The 19,192-nt window shown below is 42.1% G+C and carries 25 protein-coding genes; 8 read left to right on the top strand and 17 right to left on the bottom strand.

Going from position 1 to position 19,192, the window contains the following annotated elements; translation table 11 throughout:
* Positions 1-128: 128 nt before the first annotated feature.
* From C509_RS0114525 to C509_RS0114535, 3 genes are all read right to left on the bottom strand, one after another.
* Entirely contained in the window at positions 129-518 is a 390-nt protein-coding gene (locus tag C509_RS0114525) for a hotdog fold thioesterase (protein ID WP_018707652.1), read from the bottom strand.
* Between the two features lie 161 nt (positions 519-679).
* Positions 680-919: a hypothetical protein gene (locus tag C509_RS0114530; RefSeq protein WP_018707653.1), complete on the bottom strand. Its 240-nt coding sequence runs from the start codon at positions 917-919 to the stop codon at positions 680-682.
* A gap of 108 nt (positions 920-1,027) precedes the next feature.
* Positions 1,028-2,527: a leucyl aminopeptidase gene (locus tag C509_RS0114535; RefSeq protein ID WP_018707654.1), complete on the bottom strand. Its 1,500-nt coding sequence runs from the start codon at positions 2,525-2,527 to the stop codon at positions 1,028-1,030.
* Between the two features lie 135 nt (positions 2,528-2,662).
* On the opposite strand from C509_RS0114535, the gene C509_RS0114540 reads away from it, so the two are divergent.
* Positions 2,663-3,142, top strand: coding sequence for a divergent PAP2 family protein (locus C509_RS0114540; RefSeq protein ID WP_018707655.1), 480 nt, complete (start codon positions 2,663-2,665; stop codon positions 3,140-3,142).
* Positions 3,143-3,181: 39 nt separating this feature from the next.
* On the opposite strand, the gene C509_RS0114545 is transcribed toward C509_RS0114540, so the two are convergent.
* The 5 genes from C509_RS0114545 to C509_RS0114560 form a co-directional block, all read right to left on the bottom strand.
* On the bottom strand, positions 3,182-3,790 hold the full coding sequence (locus C509_RS0114545; protein WP_018707656.1) for a 3D domain-containing protein: 609 nt from the start codon (positions 3,788-3,790) through the stop codon (positions 3,182-3,184).
* A gap of 159 nt (positions 3,791-3,949) precedes the next feature.
* Positions 3,950-4,096: a hypothetical protein gene (locus tag C509_RS26525; RefSeq protein WP_169509217.1), complete on the bottom strand. Its 147-nt coding sequence runs from the start codon at positions 4,094-4,096 to the stop codon at positions 3,950-3,952.
* A gap of 63 nt (positions 4,097-4,159) precedes the next feature.
* Positions 4,160-4,483: a YuiB family protein gene (locus tag C509_RS0114550; RefSeq protein WP_018707657.1), complete on the bottom strand. Its 324-nt coding sequence runs from the start codon at positions 4,481-4,483 to the stop codon at positions 4,160-4,162.
* A 262-nt stretch (positions 4,484-4,745) separates the two neighbouring features.
* Positions 4,746-5,234 (bottom strand): NUDIX domain-containing protein, encoded by a 489-nt coding sequence (locus C509_RS0114555; protein ID WP_018707658.1) that lies wholly within the window; start codon positions 5,232-5,234, stop codon positions 4,746-4,748.
* 108 nt (positions 5,235-5,342) lie between these two features.
* Positions 5,343-6,560, bottom strand: coding sequence for an NAD(P)/FAD-dependent oxidoreductase (locus C509_RS0114560; protein ID WP_018707659.1), 1,218 nt, complete (start codon positions 6,558-6,560; stop codon positions 5,343-5,345).
* A gap of 360 nt (positions 6,561-6,920) precedes the next feature.
* On the opposite strand from C509_RS0114560, the gene C509_RS0114565 reads away from it, so the two are divergent.
* The gene (locus tag C509_RS0114565) at positions 6,921-7,919 is read left to right on the top strand and encodes an NAD(P)/FAD-dependent oxidoreductase (protein ID WP_018707660.1); all 999 of its coding nucleotides are present in this window, start codon (positions 6,921-6,923) and stop codon (positions 7,917-7,919) included.
* A 109-nt stretch (positions 7,920-8,028) separates the two neighbouring features.
* Here C509_RS0114565 and C509_RS0114570 read toward each other — a convergent pair whose 3' ends face one another.
* Both C509_RS0114570 and C509_RS0114575 read right to left on the bottom strand, forming a co-directional pair.
* Positions 8,029-8,391, bottom strand: coding sequence for a HesB/IscA family protein (locus C509_RS0114570; RefSeq protein ID WP_018707661.1), 363 nt, complete (start codon positions 8,389-8,391; stop codon positions 8,029-8,031).
* An 83-nt stretch (positions 8,392-8,474) separates the two neighbouring features.
* The gene (locus C509_RS0114575; RefSeq protein ID WP_018707662.1) at positions 8,475-8,711 is read right to left on the bottom strand and encodes a YuzB family protein; all 237 of its coding nucleotides are present in this window, start codon (positions 8,709-8,711) and stop codon (positions 8,475-8,477) included.
* A gap of 222 nt (positions 8,712-8,933) precedes the next feature.
* Between C509_RS0114575 and C509_RS0114580 the strand changes: the two genes are divergently transcribed.
* On the top strand, positions 8,934-10,001 hold the full coding sequence (locus C509_RS0114580) for an NAD(P)/FAD-dependent oxidoreductase (protein WP_018707663.1): 1,068 nt from the start codon (positions 8,934-8,936) through the stop codon (positions 9,999-10,001).
* A 257-nt stretch (positions 10,002-10,258) separates the two neighbouring features.
* Here the strand turns inward: C509_RS0114580 and C509_RS0114585 are convergent, their stop codons facing one another.
* The gene (locus C509_RS0114585; RefSeq protein ID WP_018707664.1) at positions 10,259-10,582 is read right to left on the bottom strand and encodes a YuzD family protein; all 324 of its coding nucleotides are present in this window, start codon (positions 10,580-10,582) and stop codon (positions 10,259-10,261) included.
* A gap of 369 nt (positions 10,583-10,951) precedes the next feature.
* Between C509_RS0114585 and C509_RS0114590 the strand changes: the two genes are divergently transcribed.
* Positions 10,952-11,188 (top strand): NifU family protein, encoded by a 237-nt coding sequence (locus C509_RS0114590; RefSeq protein WP_018707665.1) that lies wholly within the window; start codon positions 10,952-10,954, stop codon positions 11,186-11,188.
* A 221-nt stretch (positions 11,189-11,409) separates the two neighbouring features.
* Here C509_RS0114590 and yutH read toward each other — a convergent pair whose 3' ends face one another.
* Positions 11,410-12,402, bottom strand: a complete 993-nt coding sequence (gene yutH, locus C509_RS0114595) for a spore coat putative kinase YutH (RefSeq protein ID WP_018707666.1) — start codon at positions 12,400-12,402, stop codon at positions 11,410-11,412.
* Positions 12,403-12,559: 157 nt separating this feature from the next.
* On the opposite strand from yutH, the gene C509_RS0114600 reads away from it, so the two are divergent.
* Positions 12,560-13,060, top strand: a complete 501-nt coding sequence (locus tag C509_RS0114600; RefSeq protein ID WP_018707667.1) for a phosphatidylglycerophosphatase A family protein — start codon at positions 12,560-12,562, stop codon at positions 13,058-13,060.
* Positions 13,061-13,178: 118 nt separating this feature from the next.
* On the opposite strand, the gene C509_RS0114605 is transcribed toward C509_RS0114600, so the two are convergent.
* Positions 13,179-13,943, bottom strand: a complete 765-nt coding sequence (locus tag C509_RS0114605; RefSeq protein ID WP_018707668.1) for a TIGR01457 family HAD-type hydrolase — start codon at positions 13,941-13,943, stop codon at positions 13,179-13,181.
* A gap of 21 nt (positions 13,944-13,964) precedes the next feature.
* Positions 13,965-14,402 (bottom strand): type VII toxin-antitoxin system HepT family RNase toxin, encoded by a 438-nt coding sequence (gene hepT, locus C509_RS0114610; protein WP_018707669.1) that lies wholly within the window; start codon positions 14,400-14,402, stop codon positions 13,965-13,967.
* Between the two features lie 114 nt (positions 14,403-14,516).
* Between hepT and C509_RS0114615 the strand changes: the two genes are divergently transcribed.
* Positions 14,517-14,831, top strand: a complete 315-nt coding sequence (locus tag C509_RS0114615; RefSeq protein ID WP_018707670.1) for a hypothetical protein — start codon at positions 14,517-14,519, stop codon at positions 14,829-14,831.
* A gap of 340 nt (positions 14,832-15,171) precedes the next feature.
* Here the strand turns inward: C509_RS0114615 and C509_RS0114620 are convergent, their stop codons facing one another.
* The gene (locus tag C509_RS0114620) at positions 15,172-15,447 is read right to left on the bottom strand and encodes a YutD family protein (RefSeq protein ID WP_018707671.1); all 276 of its coding nucleotides are present in this window, start codon (positions 15,445-15,447) and stop codon (positions 15,172-15,174) included.
* Positions 15,448-15,637: 190 nt separating this feature from the next.
* Between C509_RS0114620 and C509_RS0114625 the strand changes: the two genes are divergently transcribed.
* Together C509_RS0114625 and C509_RS0114630 are read left to right on the top strand one after the other, a co-directional pair.
* Positions 15,638-16,276, top strand: a complete 639-nt coding sequence (locus tag C509_RS0114625; protein ID WP_018707672.1) for a YhcN/YlaJ family sporulation lipoprotein — start codon at positions 15,638-15,640, stop codon at positions 16,274-16,276.
* Between the two features lie 79 nt (positions 16,277-16,355).
* Positions 16,356-17,330, top strand: a complete 975-nt coding sequence (locus C509_RS0114630) for a M23 family metallopeptidase (protein WP_018707673.1) — start codon at positions 16,356-16,358, stop codon at positions 17,328-17,330.
* A gap of 42 nt (positions 17,331-17,372) precedes the next feature.
* On the opposite strand, the gene C509_RS25635 is transcribed toward C509_RS0114630, so the two are convergent.
* Both C509_RS25635 and C509_RS0114640 read right to left on the bottom strand, forming a co-directional pair.
* Entirely contained in the window at positions 17,373-17,489 is a 117-nt protein-coding gene (locus tag C509_RS25635; protein WP_018707674.1) for a methionine/alanine import family NSS transporter small subunit, read from the bottom strand.
* On the bottom strand, positions 17,490-19,010 hold the full coding sequence (locus C509_RS0114640; RefSeq protein ID WP_018707675.1) for a sodium-dependent transporter: 1,521 nt from the start codon (positions 19,008-19,010) through the stop codon (positions 17,490-17,492).
* Positions 19,011-19,192: the final 182 nt, after the last annotated feature.

Raw genomic sequence — 19,192 nt, forward strand, 5'->3', positions numbered from 1 at the left:
CTTGTCCACTATTTTCCCGGATTCATACGTCCCAAAACCACCAGGGTTGAAAAGCTTTGGAATCAGCCTATTCCGCCCACAAGCAAAATCTACTGTTCTCCTTGAGTCATTGAATGGAGTAATCATTCTTAGCCATCTTTCTGAATAGGCACAATGGCCACCGTACATCTCGATATTGAAATAAGGCGTTCCTCCTCATCCTTGATTCGTATATCCCAAACCATGGTGGTTTTTCCGCGGTGTACAGCCTCAGCTGTTGCCGTTACCAGCCCACTCTTTTTGGGACGAACATGGTTGGCATTGATTTCCAGGCCAAAGCAAACCTCTTTCTCCAGATCAATCAAAGACGCAGTCCCAACGCTCGCTGCTGTTTCTGCAAGAGCTACGGATGCACCGCCATGCAAATATCCATAAGGCTGTCTTGTGCGTTCATCTACTGGCATTGTAGCCGTAACTTTCCCATTTAAGATATCAATGACTTCAATTCCTAATGACTGTTGTAATCCTTTATATTTCATATGTAGTCCTCCACTAAATATATTTCTCTTTCTTCATTTCTACATATATTTACTTTAATCCTTTTTTAAAGAAGAAAGCCCTTCGGTTTTTTGACCGACGGGCATTTTTCCGTGAACTTTCCGAAAGCAAGCTTATCTTAGACCTGTCAATACAGGGGAATTCAAAACCCGTATGGTGCTCCGTAGGGCACTCCATACCCATACGGTCCGCCATAGCCATACGGAGCTCCGCCGTAAGGAATCGGCCCATAGGGATAAAACGGGCGCGGTCTGAATATTGCGCTCCCGATACCGGCTCCGATGCCGCCCCCTATCAAACCGCCGATAAAACCGCCGAGTAAGGGAGCACCGAAGAAAAAGCGGTTTCCGGGATAGGGTTCGAGATTTCGATAATACATCATTACAGGTAGCCTCCTTTATATAAGAGCTAAAAAGCTCTCTATATCTGTGTATGCGGCTAAAGCACAGATGGGATGGGCAGATTCCCAAAAACAAGCCCTTTCCTTCAATTATTCCCAAGGCTTTTCCCCGACTGCAAGCATAGCAAGTGTCCGAACCATCACTCCTGTAGCACCGGAAGGCCCAAGTTCATATTCTTTGTCGGTAGTTGCGGTTCCTGCAATATCCAAATGGACCCAGGGGGTATTTTCCACAAATTCCCCGATGAATGCACCGCCCATGATAGCATGCCCTTCCCTTCCGGGTGAGTTATTTAAATCGGCGATCTTACTTGAACGTACACGTTCCCTGTCATTCTCCGTATAGGGCAGCCGCCAAATAAATTCCCCGGTCTTTTTTGAAGCTTCTTTCACTTGGTTATAAAAGTCATCATTATTTGTGATCGCTCCTGTTTTATCAAGGCCGAGCGCAATGATGACTCCGCCGGTCAAAGTAGCCACATCAACCAGGCGGTCCGCTCCATGCATTTTCGCATACGTAATCGCATCCGCCAAAACAAGGCGCCCCTCTGCATCCGTATTTAACACCTCAATTGTTTTTCCGTTCATTGATGTGATGACGTCATCCGGTTTAAATGCTTTTTCGTTGATCATATTGTCAGTGGCCGGAATCACTGCCACAACATTTCGGTCGGGCCGCAGCCGAGCTATCACTTCCATTGCACCAAGAACAGCAGCTGCTCCTCCCATATCAGTTTTCATCCCGACAATTCCATCCTTCGGTTTGATGGAATAACCGCCCGTATCAAAAGTGATGCCTTTTCCAACAAGACCAAGCACGTCCGCCCATTCTTCTTTCCCCTGATATTTTAATACAATCATATAAGGCGGTTCACCGGATCCCTGATTCACTGCAAGAAAAGCACCCATCCCAAGTTTTTCGATTTCCTCTTTTTCTAATAACTCTATTTCAATTCCATATTCATCTGCCATCTCAGCTGCATATGCTGCCATGCTGGAAGGCCTCAACAGATTGCTTGGGGTATTTACCAGCGTCCTTGCATTGTTTACTCCTGTACCGAAAATCCAGCCTGTCTCAACGGCAGATTCGATTGTCTTTTTATCTTGATTTGTAAAAACGGTAATTTTATTAATGATGATGTCCGGCTCATTGGATTTTTTGTATCCGGGGAATTCATATGATGCCATGATAAATGCTTCACTCAAGGTCCAGGCGGCTTTTTCAGCAGAAATTTTTCCTGCGATAAATGTGTCCAGCACGATGGAAAAAGACCCCGTCCGCAAATCCTTTATTTTTTTTGAAGCTTTTCCGACTGCTTCACGCAGGCGTTCATCCGTCAGCTCCTTTGATCTGCCCAACCCGATAAAAATGAACCGTTTAATAGGTGTGTTCCCTAGACTATGTATGACAGAGACCGATTTATATTTTGCGGAAATATCACCTGTTTTAACGAGCTTTGTCAAATTCCCCTTAAATGCATCATCAAGCTGCTGCAATCCCCCCGAAAATTTTTCCGGTTGGTCTATCAAACCGATTAACATGCATTCCTGTTCACTCTCATATGGGTTTCCATTCGAAATATGAAACATATTAGAAGCCCCTCCTTTATAAAAATTATAGAGGAAATAATCAGAGGTTTCGAGTTTTCCAAAAGCATGATTCCTTTTTGGGCTATTGTGGTAATATAGAACAAGAATGGCTGGCGAAAAGAAAGGATGTAATTGATGGACCTGTTTTTGAACTTTCCTCTTTGGTTTGCTCTCACTGCGATTTTCTTTGCCCAGTTTGTGAAAGTCCCTCTTCATTTCATCGTTACAAAAAAATGGGATTGGTCCCTGCTTACTTCAACAGGCGGGATGCCCAGTTCTCACTCCGCCGCTGTTGCTGCGCTTTCCACAGGAGTTGCCCTTCAGGAAGGACTTGGGTCAACATTGTTTGCTGTATCTGCAGTTTTTGCCATTATTGTGATGTTTGATGCGACAGGGGTTCGAAGGCAGGCTGGGGAACACGCTATTGTTTTAAATCAGTTGAGTTCCGATTTCCAGCGGTTTATTGAAGAAGCAAAAGATTGGCCTGAAAAGCCCGCACAAGAAAAAAGGGATGAGTTAAAGGAATTGCTTGGCCATAAACCAGTGGAAGTTTTTATCGGGGGATTGACTGGTGTCGGACTAGCACTGATCCTTCATTACTTTTTTTATGCTTGAAAGAGAAAAGGCTGCGGATTTGTCCGTCAGCCTCCATTTTTAATCTGCAGTTTTTAGATAAGACTGCCTGAATACTTGCATTGCCTCATCTTCATTTAGGGCCGTTAACTCTTCTTCTGTAATCTTTCCTGCCCCCATTTTAATGATATGGACATCCAGCGTTCGTTTCCCCCAATTTTTATATACCTCGTCAACAGTCTCGTAATAAAGATCAATTTTATCACCTTTGATCGCTGAACCTGTATCCGCCACAACACCATATCCATATCCTGGTATAAATAAAATGGTGCCGATCGGAAATACTTTGGGGTCAGCCGCTACCGTTGAATATAAATCTCTTTTCACTTTTACTCCTGAATATGTAATGCCGTAAGACGGATGTCCCGGCTTTTTTCCAGTAGACTCCTCCCCTGCCGTATATCCAGTTGCTTCTACCTTTTTTACCGGATATTGAGACCAGTCAAACGCCTCTTCCAATGGGGGTATTTCATCAGCTGCAGCTTTTCCAGCCTTGACTGCCGGCTCAGACACTGGCTCATTCTTCCACTTATTTGAATCTGAAAATAATATCTGGGCAGTTGTTCTTAAATCCAAGCCCGACAACGATTCAAACGTTGCACCTAAAGCCGCTGCAAATAAAAGCAACATAAAAAATCTCCTAGCATACAGATAGCGCGTAAACATTCATTCACTCCTCTCAAGGGTATTGTTTCCCTATTTTGAGAGGGTTTATTCATATTGCTAGAAAAACCAGTAAGGGCATATAGGATATTCCAATAGAACAACTTGTTTACCAATGTCTGTATTTCAATAGGTATAGTAGCGCTTTGGCGTTAAGTTATTAGATAGATCTTTTTTGCTCGGAAACACTTCCCCTATGATACCGACTTTCTGGATTGGCTGCTTGTTTGGTATGAATTCGCCGTGTTCAAGCGCATTTGCTTGTAAATTCAAGGATTACACCACACTTTGGACATAAAAAAACGCCAGGAATCAGTTTCCTGGGCGTTTTCTTGATTAAAACATCCTGTATCCTTTTTTACGTAAAACCCGCATGGTGAATCCTGCTGTGATTGCTCCTGCCAAACCGCTTAATAAAATAATTAGATCGGCTGCCGCAAGATTGGAAATGCTTGTTCCAAGGCTCGAAAAAGAAGCTGATGGAGATGTGATATAATCTGTAAATCTCACTTTGTCCACTATCAATATAGCGACAACCGGATAGATGATCGCCATGATCCATGTCATCCGTAACAGCATATTAAGTAAAAATCCGATCCCGAAAAAGAGAACAAAAAATAATAGTATTGATATCAGCAGGAGCGGAAGTGGCATCTGCATGGCTGTTTTCCCCCTTGATTTCACTTTCATACCAAGTTTACTGAATGGTTGATAGAGCGTCAATGCGGTGACTCGGACGAATTCATGACAATTCAATCATAAAGGAAAGTGGTAGCGCCTTGATTAGACCCGACAAGTATAAGATGATTCTGGAAGAGGAAGTTCTTTAGCCACCACAGGGAGTGGCTCTATAACCACTGAAGGGCATTGGTAAGTGGACGCGTCTCTCAGATTTTGTCCGGACGTTCTGATTCCAACTTATTCAAAGGAACAATTTATAGGCTGTATACCCGAATTGATTGCCAGGGTTGACCGCATTCACTTCTTTTTGAAGGGGTCTGTATCCTCCTTGGATCAATTCAGTGATCATAACAGATGTCCGTTTGTCATGAAGCAGGCTCTCAGGTGTCATCCAGCAGGCCTCTTCAAGTTCCTTCTCCTGAACACAAATCGTTTTGTTTTGTGGATTACAGGCAAATATCATCATATTATCGCTGATCGTGGATTGCAGGACACCTGTCCTCACACCAAGCAGTCCCTCCACAGTGCATATAATCCCTGTCTCTTCGAGCACTTCCCTTTTAATCGCTTCATCCAATGTTTCACCCGGCTCCACAAACCCCGCAGGCAAAGTCCATTTTCCTTTTGCCCCGCCATACCTCTTTTTCACAACAAGTAAGTTTCCATCCTGATCCGTCACCACACCGCATACTGCCAACCAAACCTTGCCTCGATCTTGACTTATCCTCATTTCGCTACACTTCCTGTAAAAAAGCTTTTTCCAACGAACAAGGCGCTTTCATCCTGAACTTCCTAAAAAAGACAGAATCCATATAGATTCTGCCTCTTTCACCATTCACTACTTAAGCAAGTTGAATTTCCCTTTTTTCATTGTCAGCGGTACACCGCCGATCATGTAAAGGGCACGGTTGTCGATCATTTTTTTCATAAATGAAGCTTTTGTACCTGTCACTTTCTTTCCAAAGACAACGCCGATAGCATCATCATCACCTAGGGAACAAACAGTTCCTTTGTTATCAAAAATGAAGCTGTCAAGATTTGTCTTCCCGTTAACGAGTTTCGCCAAGTTGCTTGCAACCAATTCACCTTGCTGCATTGCGATTTGAGCAGTTGGCGGATAAGGACGGTTGATTTCTTCATTGATGACGAGTGAACAGTCTCCAATGACGAATACATCGGATAAACCAGGTGCACGAAGGTCTGGTTCAACTTTTACCCGGCCACGCATATTTTCAATGCCTGATTCCACGATGATTGGGTTGCCGCGCACTCCTGCTGCCCAGACTACTGTTCCAGCTTTGATTTCTTCTGTTTCGTCTTCTCCTTTGGCAACGACAATTCCTTCTGGAGTAGCTTCCTTGATAGCTGTGCCGATGCGGAATTCCACATTTTTTCTTTCAAGCAATGCCGTCGCATATTCGACAAGCTCAGGGTCGAAGCCAGGAAGAGCGGTAGGAGCAGCTTCCACACAAACTACTTTCACCATATTTTTTTCAATATCATATTCCTTGCAAAGTTCGGGAATACGGTTCCCTAGCTCTCCTAGGAATTCAATTCCTGTAAAGCCCGCGCCACCGACAACAATTGTCAAGCGCTCAGGTTTTTGATCCACTTTATAAGTTGCAAATTGGTATTCAATATGTTCACGTATTTGTCTTGCTGTATTTACATTTGTAATAGAGAATGCATATTTATCAAGGCCTTTGATTCCAAATGTTTCTGGTGCTCCACCTAAAGCAATCACCAGGTAGTCATAAGAAAGCTCGTCCCCTTTTTCAAGTTGAACTTTTTTGGCTTGAGTATCAACTTTTAAAGCAGTGTCTTGTACAAAATCGACCTTGCTTCTGTCAATGACATTTGAGATGTCGTAACGGACCTGGTCAGGGGACAATGTTCCGGCGGAAGCTTCATGCAACCATGTTGTTTCATAATGGTAGTCATTTTTATTAACTAAAACAATGTCGGCATCGTTGCTCCCGAGTTGTTTTTGAAGACGTGTCACTGTCATTAATCCGCCGTAACCAGCGCCTAATACTACAATTTTTGGCTTTCTCAATCTAATCACTTCCACCTTTTCGTCTTATTATTAAATATTCGTACGGCTGAAATGCATATTCGGAAAGATAATAAAGTATATAAGTAAATGTGATGCACTTCACGTACATTTATAAAAAAAATGTCATAAAAAATAGATATATGTCTGTCTCAATACATCATATGGCTTTTATCCTCTTTTTTCAAGCGGTTTCAAGGAAGAATAACAATTCTGAATATTTGAGGTTAACCACTGTTTGTCCTTTCTATTTTCCTATGTTCATGGGGCATTTTATATGACAAAAATAAGCATTGTATGGCACAATAGGAACGTGTTAGGATGACATAATGAAGTTGTTTATGAACTTAGGAGGGATTTTCTTTGAAAGAAGATCAGCAAGTTTTTGATATGACCATCATCGGGGCAGGTCCTGCCGGGATGTTCACCGCCTTTTACGCAGGAATGAGAAACTCATCTGTTAAGATTATAGAAAGTCTTCCCCAACTTGGCGGTCAGTTGGCAGCCCTGTATCCGGAGAAATATATATATGACGTGGCCGGTTTTCCAAAAATCAAGGCACAGGATCTTGTCAACAACTTAAAAGAGCAGTTGAAACTATTTTCTCAAACGATTTGCCTTGGCCAATCTGTACAGAATGTTGAAAAGCTGGAAGATGGAACTTTCAGATTGACAACCGACAAGGAGATTCATTATTCAAAATCAATTATTATTACTGCAGGAATCGGAGCATTCCAGCAAAGGAAATTGGAATTGGAGAATGCTGAACAATATGAAGGAAAAAACCTTCATTATTTCGTGGATGACATGAAGAAGTTCGAAGGACAGAGAGTTGCCATACTTGGTGGAGGAGATTCCGCAGTTGACTGGGCTTTGATGCTTGAGCCGATTGCCGAAAAAGTAACCCTTGTCCACCGCAGGGATAAATTCCGTGCCCATGAAAGCAGTGTGAATCAATTGAAGTCTTCTTCAGTTGAAATCAAAACTCCTTTTGCTGCATCGGATATTATCTGTGACGAGGAATCAATCAATAAGCTTGTCATCCAGGAAGTAAGAGGGGATGCTGTAGAAGAGATTGAATTGGATGCCCTCATTTGCAACTACGGGTTTGTATCATCGCTCGGACCAATTAAAGATTGGGGCATTGAAATCGAAAAGAACTCCATTGTGGTCAACTCAAAAATGGAAACGAATATTCCGGGCATTTACGCTGCAGGAGATATTACAACATATGAGGGAAAAGTAAAATTGATCGCCACTGGATTTGGCGAAGCTCCGACAGCTGTCAGCAATGCGAAAGCTTACATCGATCCAAAAGCAAGATTACAGCCGATGCACAGTACATCCCTATTCGATAAATAAAAAAACATGAAAGGCCTGAACAGTCTATTCTGATCAGGCCTTTCACTGTGACTTGTGATAGTCGTAAGCCGTTAAATCCACATGACACGGCGGTCTCCAGCAGATTTTTCTAACATTCTTCCGGCGTTCCTGTCACTTTTGCCGTACGGAATGATGAGCCGCATCCACATGATACGAGAGCATTCGGATTATCTATTGTAAAGCCGCCCCCCATAAGGGATTGTTTAAAATCAATGACGGTTCCAGCAACGATCGGTGCAGTCTCTTCGTCGATGACAACACCTACTCCGTGCTGTTCAAAGAATGTATCTTTTTCGGCTTTCTCTTGGTCAAGACTCATGCCGTATGATAAACCGCTACACCCGCCGCCATTAATGGAAAAACGGAAATAGGCTCCTTCTTCCCCATTTTCCTTCATCATTTTTTTGATCTGCATTGCAGCTGCTTCGGTCAATGTAACCAGATCACTCATGAATCTGCACCCCCTCAGCGAGAAATTTAGGTCTTCCTTCTATTATAAATCCGGACTGATCTATTCTCAACCAATTGGTTTCATCAAAACATCGGATTATCTTCTATATATTGGTAAATACTTTTCACCAAATCATCCGGGCTTTCACCCGTTACAACTTCTCCATTGACAAGAGCATATAAAGTTTCAGCACACAAATCGCAATGATCCAAGCAGCCATACTCAACAATGTCCAAATCCGGGTCTTCCTCAAGCTTTTGCATTGCTTCGTAACCACCCATACCTAAGTTGCTGATACAAAATTCTATGATAGGATTCATTTGCTTCACCTCATTACCAGTCTTTATCCTACTCTTTTCGCATGGGTTAGTCAATTTGAAAGACCTAATCGGGTAATTCCACTGACCGAAACATACTAATCCTGTTGTATATCAAAGTGGATTCAGCTATACTTTACGTTGGATATAGAACTCTTAAACCGATAAATATCGTTTTGTTTTTTCTTTAAATGGATAAATAGACGGCAAAAGGAGATTGTTTGCATGAAAAAATTAGTACTGCTGGGCGGTGGATATGGGAATATGCGGGTGCTGCACCGTTTGCTGCCAAATAACTTACCGGAAGACGTATCCATCACATTGATTGACAGAGTGCCTTATCATTGTCTTAAGACAGAATACTATGCATTGGCTGCCGGTACAGTCTCAGATCAAGAAGTCCGTGTACCATTTCCAGAACATCCGCGCCTTGAATTGAAATATGGTGAAATAACGAAAATCGACCTTGAAAAAAAACTCGTTCATCTCGATGAGGGTGAACCTGTCCCATATGATGACATCGTTATAGGTCTTGGGTGCGAGGATAAATATCACAATATTCCTGGAGCCAAAGAGTATACACATAGTATTCAAAATATAGAAAAGGCCCGTGAAACGTATCAAACATTGAACAATCTGCCGGCCAATTCCGTTGTCAGCATTGTAGGCGGTGGGCTGAGCGGAGTGGAGCTTGCGAGTGAGCTTAGGGAAAGCCGCGAGGATTTGGTCATTAAGTTATTTGACCGTGGAAAAATCATTCTTTCAGCATTTCCGGAAAGAGTCAGCCGCTATGTGCAAAATTGGTTCCAGACAAATGGCGTTGAAGTCATTAATGGTGCGAACATTACAAAAGTGGAAGACCGCACTCTTTACAATCATGATGAACCGGTCCAAACCGATGTTATTGTATGGACTGCCGGAATCCAGCCAAACTGGATTGTACGTGATATGGATGTTGAAAAGGATAAGCAAGGCAGAGTCGTATTGACGAAATATCATAACATTCCAGTTGATGAACATGTATATGTTGTCGGGGACTGTGCAAGCCTACCTTATGCACCAAGTGCTCAACTCGCTGAAGGACAAGCGGATCAGATTGTACAGATACTTCAAAAACGCTGGAGCGGGCAGGAACTTCCTGAAGAATTACCGACAATCAAACTTAAAGGAGTACTTGGCTCTCTTGGTAAAAAGCAAGGATTCGGTCTGATGGCCGAACGTGCCATTACCGGCCGTATTGCCCGGATTCTGAAATCGGGAATTCTGTGGATGTATAAGTATCATAATGGTTAGAAAGCAAAAGGCGATCTTTAGCGGGACAGATTCTAATACGAATAGCAGCGCCTTTCTTACAAAGCTGGAAGAAGTACTGAGTAACACTTAATTTGACTGTACAGTCTAGGGTTTACAACTCGAGACGATGGGGCTTAATCGTAATGTCTGCTAATCGCTGTTGCCTACAGCTGAACATATAGAAAAATTTTCAAATCCTGTTTATAGGCTCAGCATTAATATAGCCGGAATCAGGTTATTTCCTGATTCCGGTAATTTTATTCCGCATGATATCCGTATTCTTTCAACTTCTTGTACACATCTTTTAACCGTGGATTTCCTTCTCCGATGATTTCATCGTCCATCGTAACAACTGGATAAAACAGATCTTCTTCAATAACCCGCTCTGCAAATGCTTTGGTTTCCGTCTCTTCCGGCGGATTAAAAATATCGATATAACGGATTTTAAACGGCTGGCCCGGAAACTTTCGTGTAATGGCCGCTTCCAGCCATTCGTATGTCTCTTTTGAAGAAGGCAAGTTGACGCAGCTTGCACAAATTTGCTCTGCCCCATATACAATTATTTCAGCTTCTTTCTTCATCGCTTCCACACTCCTTTCCATTTATTTTAACGCTTATGTAGGAAATTCCAAATGTATTGATTACGATGGATTGGGACTATAATAATGGGAGACTGTCGAAATGGATCGTTTGACATTGAAAGTACAGGCTTATTAATTTTACAGACACTTTTTAAGTCAGTAGAAATCCGCCTTTTTAAACAATGATTATTATAATCATATAAAGGGACGTTAAAAAAATGATACCAACTCTATACATCATTTTCCCGAACTGAAACTTGCCGCACTCCAAATATTGGTATATGAGTGACTAGTGAGATGGCCAAACATAGTCATAGATTTTTTTTTCGTTTCTGATTATAATGGGTATTAGGAAGGGAGTAGATCTGAATGTCTGAACAAACAATGTACAGTCAAGTTCAAGAAGTACTCGATAAATTACGGCCTTTTCTCCTTCGTGACGGCGGTGACTGTGAACTCGTTGATGTAGATGAAGGTATTGTTAAACTTCGTCTTTTGGGTGCCTGCGGCACATGCCCAAGTTCAACTATTACCTTAAAAGCCGGTATCGAGCGGGCATTGGTTGAAGAAGTGCCTGGCGTCGTTGAAGTGGAACAGGTATTTTAATTCGCGATACGGATTTTTCCGGATCGCTTTTTTATTTTTTGTAAGAAAATCTAAAAGTATTGATATCCTGACAAGCGCAAGGCAATTCCGAGAAGGCAGTTCTTCAGCCTTTCAAGGAAGTACCTTGAGACCTCAAGTGGCTCGATTTTAAAAGCACGTCCAATGGCCGCTAGACCTCACACTCGTTGGAGCTCATCAACGCACTTTGCATATATATAGAATTAAAGCCATTCAACCAACGGCAGGCTTTTTTTCACTCCCACCGTAGAAAAAAAAGTTCGGAGGAACCGTTCATAATCCTTCGTATCCCTCAAATATCTGGCAAGCGTTTCTTCCAACTGCTTTTTTGTAGATTGTGAATTTGTATTATAATATTCCTCTACACAGACAAAATAGTGTAACGGAAATAATAACCTTGCATAGATCAGCCTCCATGCGAAAGGAGATATCGGTGAAAGAGACTGGTATTCATTTAAAAACTTCACCATATCAGGGCGAAGCGTCCGGCTGCTTTTAAAATAACGATCCCTGATCCATTCCGAAATGTCCCTGGAAGGATGGTCAAGGACCCAGTCGAAAGGATTCCGAATTTCTTGTTCACCCTTCCACAGCTCCTCATGGAATCTTTCATGGCAAATGGTCCCATAATCAAGACGCTGATGCTGCTCGTCCAGTTCTGTATCTGTCACATATTGGATGGCATTCTCGCACAATCCCAAATAATATGGAAAAGATTCCATAAACATCTTGTCAAATTCTTCTCTCGGTGGCTCATGAATCAACCCAGTCCATACTTTCTCCATTTGATCAAGCCTTGTCGACCAATACTCCTTCCATTCTCCCACCCTGTTCAATGTTTTAATGGGAGCCTGCAGTCTCTTTCCCCTTTCATGGAACCTTGCCAGTTGCCGGCCTGTCTTTCGATTGCGGTTCGCCGTGTGGAATGGGTTTTGAAGGACGACATAATCCTCATTTTCATGTGTGACTAAATACTTTCCATCCTTGCCAGCTACAAACCTTGACACTTTTTTATCTGAATGCTTTGCCATGTGCTCTGACATTTCATATAATTCTATTAGAGCTTCCTGTTGCACATGTGTAACGGAAACAATAGTATACAACAAACCGTTTGAAAAATAGCGTATTTGCCGTCCAATACGCATCGACTGCTCTGCTTTAATATTAAAATATTTCTCCAAAATATCCATAGGCATAAAAACATCCCTCTCTTATCACTTTTTCCCTATATAAGTATATGAGCGAAATTAGTTAAATTGCTGATGAATTGTTCTTCACATGGAAAATGCGGGGGAGGAGAAAATGTAATTTAAACAGAACTTCATGATGACATTTCCATAAAGGGTGAGAAGAATGAGTGCAGAAAGAAAAATGACAAAATTGGAAGAGAAGGCACGCCGCTTATTGAATGAGCGTGGAGTGTCCATTGAGGATATCGCAGAATTGGTGATGTACTTACAAAAGAAATACCATCCCGACCTCACAACCGAGGAATGCGTATTTAATATCGAGCGCGTACTTCGTAAAAGGGAAGTCCAAAATGCCATATTAACGGGAATTCAATTGGATATGTTAGCAGAACGGGGCATGCTTGAGGAGCCGCTTCAATCCATCATCGGAACAGATGAAAGCCTGTATGGTGTTGATGAAATTTTGGCTTTTTCCATCGTCAATGTATATGGATCCATCGGATTTACCAATTATGGTTATATTGATAAACAAAAGCCAGGTATTCTTAAGCATCTGAATGACCATTCAACAGGCGAGGTCAATACTTTTCTGGATGACATAGTCGGCGCAATCGCAGCGGCGGCTTCCAGCAGGCTTGCCCACAGCGCAAAAGGCGAAGAATAAATAACTTCCGCGTGTCACAGTTGGCTGAATGCGATCACCACAAAATGAAAAAGGTCTGAACAAACGCGTTCAGACCTTTTAATCCAATTTATCTATTTATACATTCAATTAGACTGTTTTAGACCGTCCATTCTGCAAGATTATCCACCACATATGTTGGTTGAATTTCCTTTGCCTTTAATGCTTCTTTTGTTGTTACACCCGTATGGACAAGTAGGGTGTCCATTTCAACATTAATGCCTGCCAAAATATCCGTATCGTAATTATCACCGATCATCAGCGTTTTCTCTTTTGGAATACCAAGTACTTTTAACGCCTGTTCCATAATAATGGAATGAGGCTTTCCTATGAAAATGGGCTCTTTTTGAGTGGAAACTGTAATGACGGAAGTAATCGCCCCGTTCCCTGGGAGGAGCCCCCTTTCCGTCGGTAGCGCCACATCGCCATTCGTGGAAAAAAACATGGCCCCGTTTCGGACGGAAAGGCAGGCTTTCGCTAACTTTTCGTATGTTATTTTACGATCTATTCCAATGATGACGGCCTCTGGATCGCTGTCTGTCAATCTGAAACCTTTTTCCTTCAAGGCGGTTGTAAGTCCTCTTTCGCCAATAACATAAATTGAAGTCAATGTATGGTTTTCATGCAGGTATTCAGCTGCTGCCATGGAGGTTGTAAATATATCCTTCTTTTCAGCTTCAATTCCAAAATACTTTAAATGATCTGCAACTTGTTCTGGAGTTTTTGATGAATTGTTTGTAACAAATAAATAGGGAATCCCCTTTGTCCTCAAACTGGCTACAAACCGGACAGCCTCAGGGATACTTTCTGTGCCTCTGTACATCGTACCATCCAAATCAATCAGATAGCCTTCATACTTATTCACCGAAATCCACCTTCCAAACACTTACTTCTTAAATGCCGATACAGGTCCCAATTCATTAGTTAAATAATCCCTTACTTTTGGCGGGAATTGTTTAAGAGCATCGCTTTCTTCTGTAAGCATTGATTTTACTTGTTTGTGATTAACTTCAATATACTCCTGTACCAGCATTTTCCGAAAGCTGATGACAGATTTTAAGCTTTTGCTCATATCATTTGTGATGACTTTTTCATCATTTAGTATATCAATGATATCGTCATAACTGCCCGGATCCCTCATGATAAATCCGTCAATCATCGCATTTCCGGTATCAAGAATGGATTCAATGACAGTTTGCGCAATTCTTTCAAGCGCCATTTTTTCAACTTCTGTCTCCCATTCATTTTTTCCTTCAAAAAGCTGAAGCTGCTCTTCCATATACAACAACGTCTTTTCAATTCTTTCACGATCTATAAAGTACATGTTTCTGATTCCCTCCAACAGTTGTTACCATTATCTTATCAAATATATGATCGGTAGACGAATAACTGGAACGTTTATGGGGATTTTAAACAATAAAAAAGGTGGGTCTATCACATGGAAGAATCACGCCACGACGGCAATAATCCCGATAAAGAAGAAATCTCATATACAGACGTATCCAATGCAGAAACGCGAAGGAACTTTATTATACCTGAGGACTTTCCCGAAGGGCCATACGGAGCACCGAGAGGAAAGCATACACGAGTAGAAAATAAATCGACTCCATGGAAAGAAGGGCAACGCCCGTATAGTGCTTTTAACTACGAATTCAAATCCATGCACCAAAATAGGCCCCGCCAGTTCCCAGGAGCCCATCCGACACATGATGACCCAAACAGAGACACCGAACCCCCTTATGAAGACAGCTAATTTCATAAGAAGTGGCCAAGGACAAAACTTGGCCATTTCTTAATTGATAAGCAACCTCGGCTCCGACGGACAGGAAGTACTAGTGCAAACGAAGACGATATGAGCCTGCCGAAGCCACTGGACGTGGCGCTCTGAGGCGGCCTTTGTCACCGGGTTGTCTGGCTCGAGTGCCATCGGGCTCGAGGTCATAAGCCAATCGCTGCTGAAGGCAAACTACGCCTTCTTCACCGCTCGTCTTACGCTTGTCACCAATAAGCAGGCACTCTCGCACTTCTTTTTTCCTTTATCTCGTCAGGATTCGTCCAGTCTGTACGTCGATTTGCAGGCATCTCCGCTTTTCTTATTTATCCACTTTTTTCAGTACAAAGTACGCGCAGCCAAAGTTGCAGTACTCATATAGATATTCCGATAAAGTGCTTATTTTTGTATCATATGATGCCTTATGATTATCATCCGAGAAAAAGCCTTTCAGGCGAAGCTGGCCATAGCCCCAATCACCTACAATGTAATCATATTTTATCAATATATCGCTGAAGCGGGCTCTCAACGCTTCCTCATTGAAGCCGTCCCTAAAATCTTCAACGAGCTCATATTGCTTATTTTGTATCGCAACCAATTATCTCACCCGCTTTTTTGGCTTTAGTTATAAAAAATTGCCTCTAGAAGTCTTTCCTATAAGGTTGTACCTTATGTTAACAAAGTTTGTGTTCAATTTCTGTTCCTCTATAAATTATAACTCAAACGGCAACAATTTCTAGTAAAAAAGCCGCTTTTTCGCACATCCTACTATAGAGGAGGTGTATTTTTTGAAATCAGCAAGGGTTGTATCGATTGTTCTAAGTGTCATGATATTGGGTGCCTGTGCGGCCAATGAGCGCCAGACCGCAGAAAACGATGCGGTCTATAAAGAAAGCGGAAACACGATGAATAGAGATGACCGGCACGATTTATATAACCGTTCAAATAATGATAATAATTATGGCTTTGTCCGCGAGGTAAAAAGCCCTGTTCCGGGCAAAACAGCGGATTTTGAGCGTAATGATACAATAGACCGGGAAAAAACCGCCCGTACAATCAGCAAAATGACCGTTGCACTGCCAAATGTTCTTGACAGCAGTGTAGTCGTAACCGACAGCGAGGTTTTAATTTCCTATAAATTAAGCGAAACAGATGATAAAACAAGGTTTGAGACGGCTGATCAGGTAAAGAAAACAGCCATGTCTGCAGTTCCACGCTGGTATCACGTTTATGTCACAGATGACCCAGCCTTAAGGCAATATGTTGAAAATATTGGTTCCATTGATCCTTATACAGCGAATAAAAATAAAGCTGTAAGGGACACCATCCGTATGATGAAAGAAAGTTCCCCTCAAGGCCGAAAAATGAGTGACACTGAAAATGAGAATGGAGAAACAAAAGAAGATCGTATGATCAACTCAAGATAGCCTTGCAACATATATATCGGCCCGTGTATATCATGGGCCTACTTATTTTTTAATAATAAGCAGAGGAGGTTTCACCCATTTGAGAATTGTATTACTCTTTGCCGTTCTCATATTTTTTTCAGGAATATCGGTTGAAGCAGGAGAGATAACAAAGAAGTCGGATATGTACGAAAAAAGATTGGAGTTGTATAAAAAAACAGAAACAGCTACCGGAGTTCCATGGTTTTATATAGCAGCTGTAGACCAATACGAACGCAGTATAAGGTATGTAAGAAAAGATTTGCCGAAACCCGACGGAATAATCGGCATATACATTCATCCTGAACAATGGAAAGGCATTGCCAATCCCGATAAAAAGGACATCAATCCAGTCACCATCTCTTTTTTTAATGGACTTGGCCAAGATGGAAATGGTGATGGAATTGCTAACCCTAATGACGAAGAAGACGTATTGTTTACGATTGGAAATTACTTTTCCAAATACGGTGTAGATGACACCAGGTTCCGAATTGCCTTATGGAATTATTATAAAAGGGATAAAACAGTTGGTGCCATTATGACTAATGCGAAAATATATAGAAAAATGGACCGGATTGATTTGGATGATAAAGCATTTCCTATTCCCAAAGGCTATAACTATACGTATCATAACACGTGGGGAGACCGCCGTGGATGGGGTGGCCGGAGAATGCATGAAGGCACCGATATTTTCGCCGGATATGGAGCGCCTGTACGCGCCGTTGCTTATGGAGTTGTAGAATTAAAGGGATGGAATAAATTTGGCGGATGGCGGGTTGGCATCAGGGATTTGAATAACACCTACCATTATTACGCTCATTTGAACGGATTTGCAAAAGATTTGAAAATTGGGAAGGTCGTAAAGCCCGGTGATGTCATTGGAAGTGTCGGAAGTTCAGGATACGGACCTCCCGGAACAGCCGGAAAATTCCCCCCGCATCTTCATTTCGGGATGTACAAAGACAACGGTATCAACGAATGGGCGTTTGACCCTTATCCGCATTTAAAAGCGTGGGAACGGGTTGAAAGAAAATAATGAAGCTTTGGGTCTTACCCCAAAGCTTCATTGATTCTTTCATTATGCTTTTCTTTTTGCTTCCTTCGACTTGGAGATTGCCAAAGCGACACTCGCTCCAAAGCCTCCCCATATAATGATAACACCGATAATCATCATTGCGATTGCGCTGCCGCTCATTTAACCTACCTCCCTTTCGTCAACCGAGGATTTATAACTGAGATCATGGCCTTTCCACTGCTTGAGAGACATCAGAATACCAAAGAACATTGCACCGAGTGCTACGGTCCATCCGTATTTAAATAGGAATTCGCGTGGGTAATCCCCCCCGCCGTAATCTCCGACAAGGTTTTGACGCAGATTGTCAAACATCATATAACCAAGAACAAGCGGAGTGATGACCGATAATGAAATCCTCCACCAGGCTCCAAGTCTGATATCTGAAACAGAATCAGCATGAGATTGAAGCGGTTTCAACTGTTTGGCAAACCAAGCAATAAAGATTACCTCAAACAGGCCAGCCATCGCAACTCCAAATTGATTAATGAAATAGTCGGCAACATCAAGCAAGTTCAAACCATTTTGTGTAGCAAAGACAAGCGACACGATGGCTGTCAATCCGCCTCCGAACGTAACCGCCTTTGCCCTGGAAACATTGAATTTTTCCTGAATACCGGCCATATACGTCTCAACAATTGATATTAGGGATGTAAGCCCTGCCAATGTGAGCGATACGAAGAACAAAACTCCAAAAACTTGCTGGAATCCCGGCAACTCATTAATGATGGTTGGAAAGACGGAAAACGCAAGCAACACTCCCCCTTGCACAACCTCATTGACGCCAACACCCTGTTGCGCTGCCATAAACCCTAAAGCTGCAAACACACCAAACCCGGCGAGAAGCTCGAAACCGGAGTTCGCAAAGCCGGTAATAAAGGCGCTGTTCGTTATATCGGACTTTTTCGGCAAATAACTTGAATAAGTAATCATTATGGCAAAACCAATGGATAAACTGAAGAAAATCTGTCCATATGCTGCAACCCATACCTTGCCGTTTGCAATTGTGCTCCAATCAGGTTTAAAGAACTGATTTAATCCCTCAACCGCTCCATCCAAAGTAAGGGCACGGATAACAATGACTAAAAATAAGACGACGAGCAATGGGATCATAATTTTGGTAGCGGCTTCAATACCTTTTTTAACTCCTGCAAATAATATTCCCAGTACGATGACCCACACGAGAATAAGTGGAATCAGAACTCCAGGAACAAAGCTGCCCATGGAGGCCGTATCGCCAACCTTCAAATAATCGGCAATCAGGAAGTTAGTTGTATCAGAGCCCCAGTTCAAATTAAAAGAAAAATAAGTGTAGGACAGAGCCCAAGCGATGATTACCGAATAATATGTGGCAATAACAAATGAAATGCCGATTTGCCACCATCCGATCCATTCCCCTCCTTTTCTTACCCTCGTCAGAGATAGAGGCGCAGATCCCCTGTATTTGTGGCCGATCGCAAACTCCAAGATCAGTAATGGAATTCCTGCCGTAAGCAGAGCGAACAAGTATGGAAGAAAGAATGCCCCTCCTCCATTATCATACGCAACAGCTGGAAAACGCCATATGTTCCCCAGTCCAATCGCTGACCCGACGGCGGCAAAAATAAACCCCGCTCTCGAACCAAATTGCGCACGATTTTCCATTAAAATACCCCCTTTTTAATAATAGTTTTTTCTTGCGGAAAAATCAGAAAATTTACCAAACTATAAAATTAGTATATCTATTCATTCTTATTTTGTCAAAACGAAATTATGCACAAATTCTATATAAATTTTATATTAAAACTATTTTAAAATAGATAAAAGACAGCACTAGGCTGTCTTTT

Origin of the sequence: Siminovitchia fordii DSM 16014 = CIP 108821 (assembly GCF_000374565.1) — a bacterium.
Taxonomy (GTDB): domain Bacteria; phylum Bacillota; class Bacilli; order Bacillales; family Bacillaceae_C; genus Siminovitchia; species Siminovitchia fordii.

Bases quoted from the DNA above. Each gene is read 5' to 3' on its own strand.
- C509_RS0114525 (WP_018707652.1), bottom strand. From the start codon at position 518: ATGAAATATAAAGGATTACAACAGTCATTAGGAATTGAAGTCATTGAT.
- C509_RS0114530 (WP_018707653.1), bottom strand. From the start codon at position 919: ATGATGTATTATCGAAATCTCGAACCCTATCCCGGAAACCGCTTTTTC.
- C509_RS0114535 (WP_018707654.1), bottom strand. From the start codon at position 2,527: ATGTTTCATATTTCGAATGGAAACCCATATGAGAGTGAACAGGAATGC.
- C509_RS0114540 (WP_018707655.1), top strand. From the start codon at position 2,663: ATGGACCTGTTTTTGAACTTTCCTCTTTGGTTTGCTCTCACTGCGATT.
- C509_RS0114545 (WP_018707656.1), bottom strand. From the start codon at position 3,790: ATGTTGCTTTTATTTGCAGCGGCTTTAGGTGCAACGTTTGAATCGTTG.
- C509_RS0114550 (WP_018707657.1), bottom strand. From the start codon at position 4,483: ATGCAGATGCCACTTCCGCTCCTGCTGATATCAATACTATTATTTTTT.
- C509_RS0114555 (WP_018707658.1), bottom strand. From the start codon at position 5,234: ATGAGGATAAGTCAAGATCGAGGCAAGGTTTGGTTGGCAGTATGCGGT.
- C509_RS0114570 (WP_018707661.1), bottom strand. From the start codon at position 8,391: ATGAGTGATCTGGTTACATTGACCGAAGCAGCTGCAATGCAGATCAAA.
- C509_RS0114575 (WP_018707662.1), bottom strand. From the start codon at position 8,711: ATGAATCCTATCATAGAATTTTGTATCAGCAACTTAGGTATGGGTGGT.
- C509_RS0114580 (WP_018707663.1), top strand. From the start codon at position 8,934: ATGAAAAAATTAGTACTGCTGGGCGGTGGATATGGGAATATGCGGGTG.
- C509_RS0114585 (WP_018707664.1), bottom strand. From the start codon at position 10,582: ATGAAGAAAGAAGCTGAAATAATTGTATATGGGGCAGAGCAAATTTGT.
- C509_RS0114590 (WP_018707665.1), top strand. From the start codon at position 10,952: ATGTCTGAACAAACAATGTACAGTCAAGTTCAAGAAGTACTCGATAAA.
- yutH (WP_018707666.1), bottom strand. From the start codon at position 12,402: ATGCCTATGGATATTTTGGAGAAATATTTTAATATTAAAGCAGAGCAG.
- C509_RS0114600 (WP_018707667.1), top strand. From the start codon at position 12,560: ATGAGTGCAGAAAGAAAAATGACAAAATTGGAAGAGAAGGCACGCCGC.
- hepT (WP_018707669.1), bottom strand. From the start codon at position 14,402: ATGTACTTTATAGATCGTGAAAGAATTGAAAAGACGTTGTTGTATATG.
- C509_RS0114615 (WP_018707670.1), top strand. From the start codon at position 14,517: ATGGAAGAATCACGCCACGACGGCAATAATCCCGATAAAGAAGAAATC.
- C509_RS25635 (WP_018707674.1), bottom strand. From the start codon at position 17,489: ATGAGCGGCAGCGCAATCGCAATGATGATTATCGGTGTTATCATTATA.
- C509_RS0114640 (WP_018707675.1), bottom strand. From the start codon at position 19,010: ATGGAAAATCGTGCGCAATTTGGTTCGAGAGCGGGGTTTATTTTTGCC.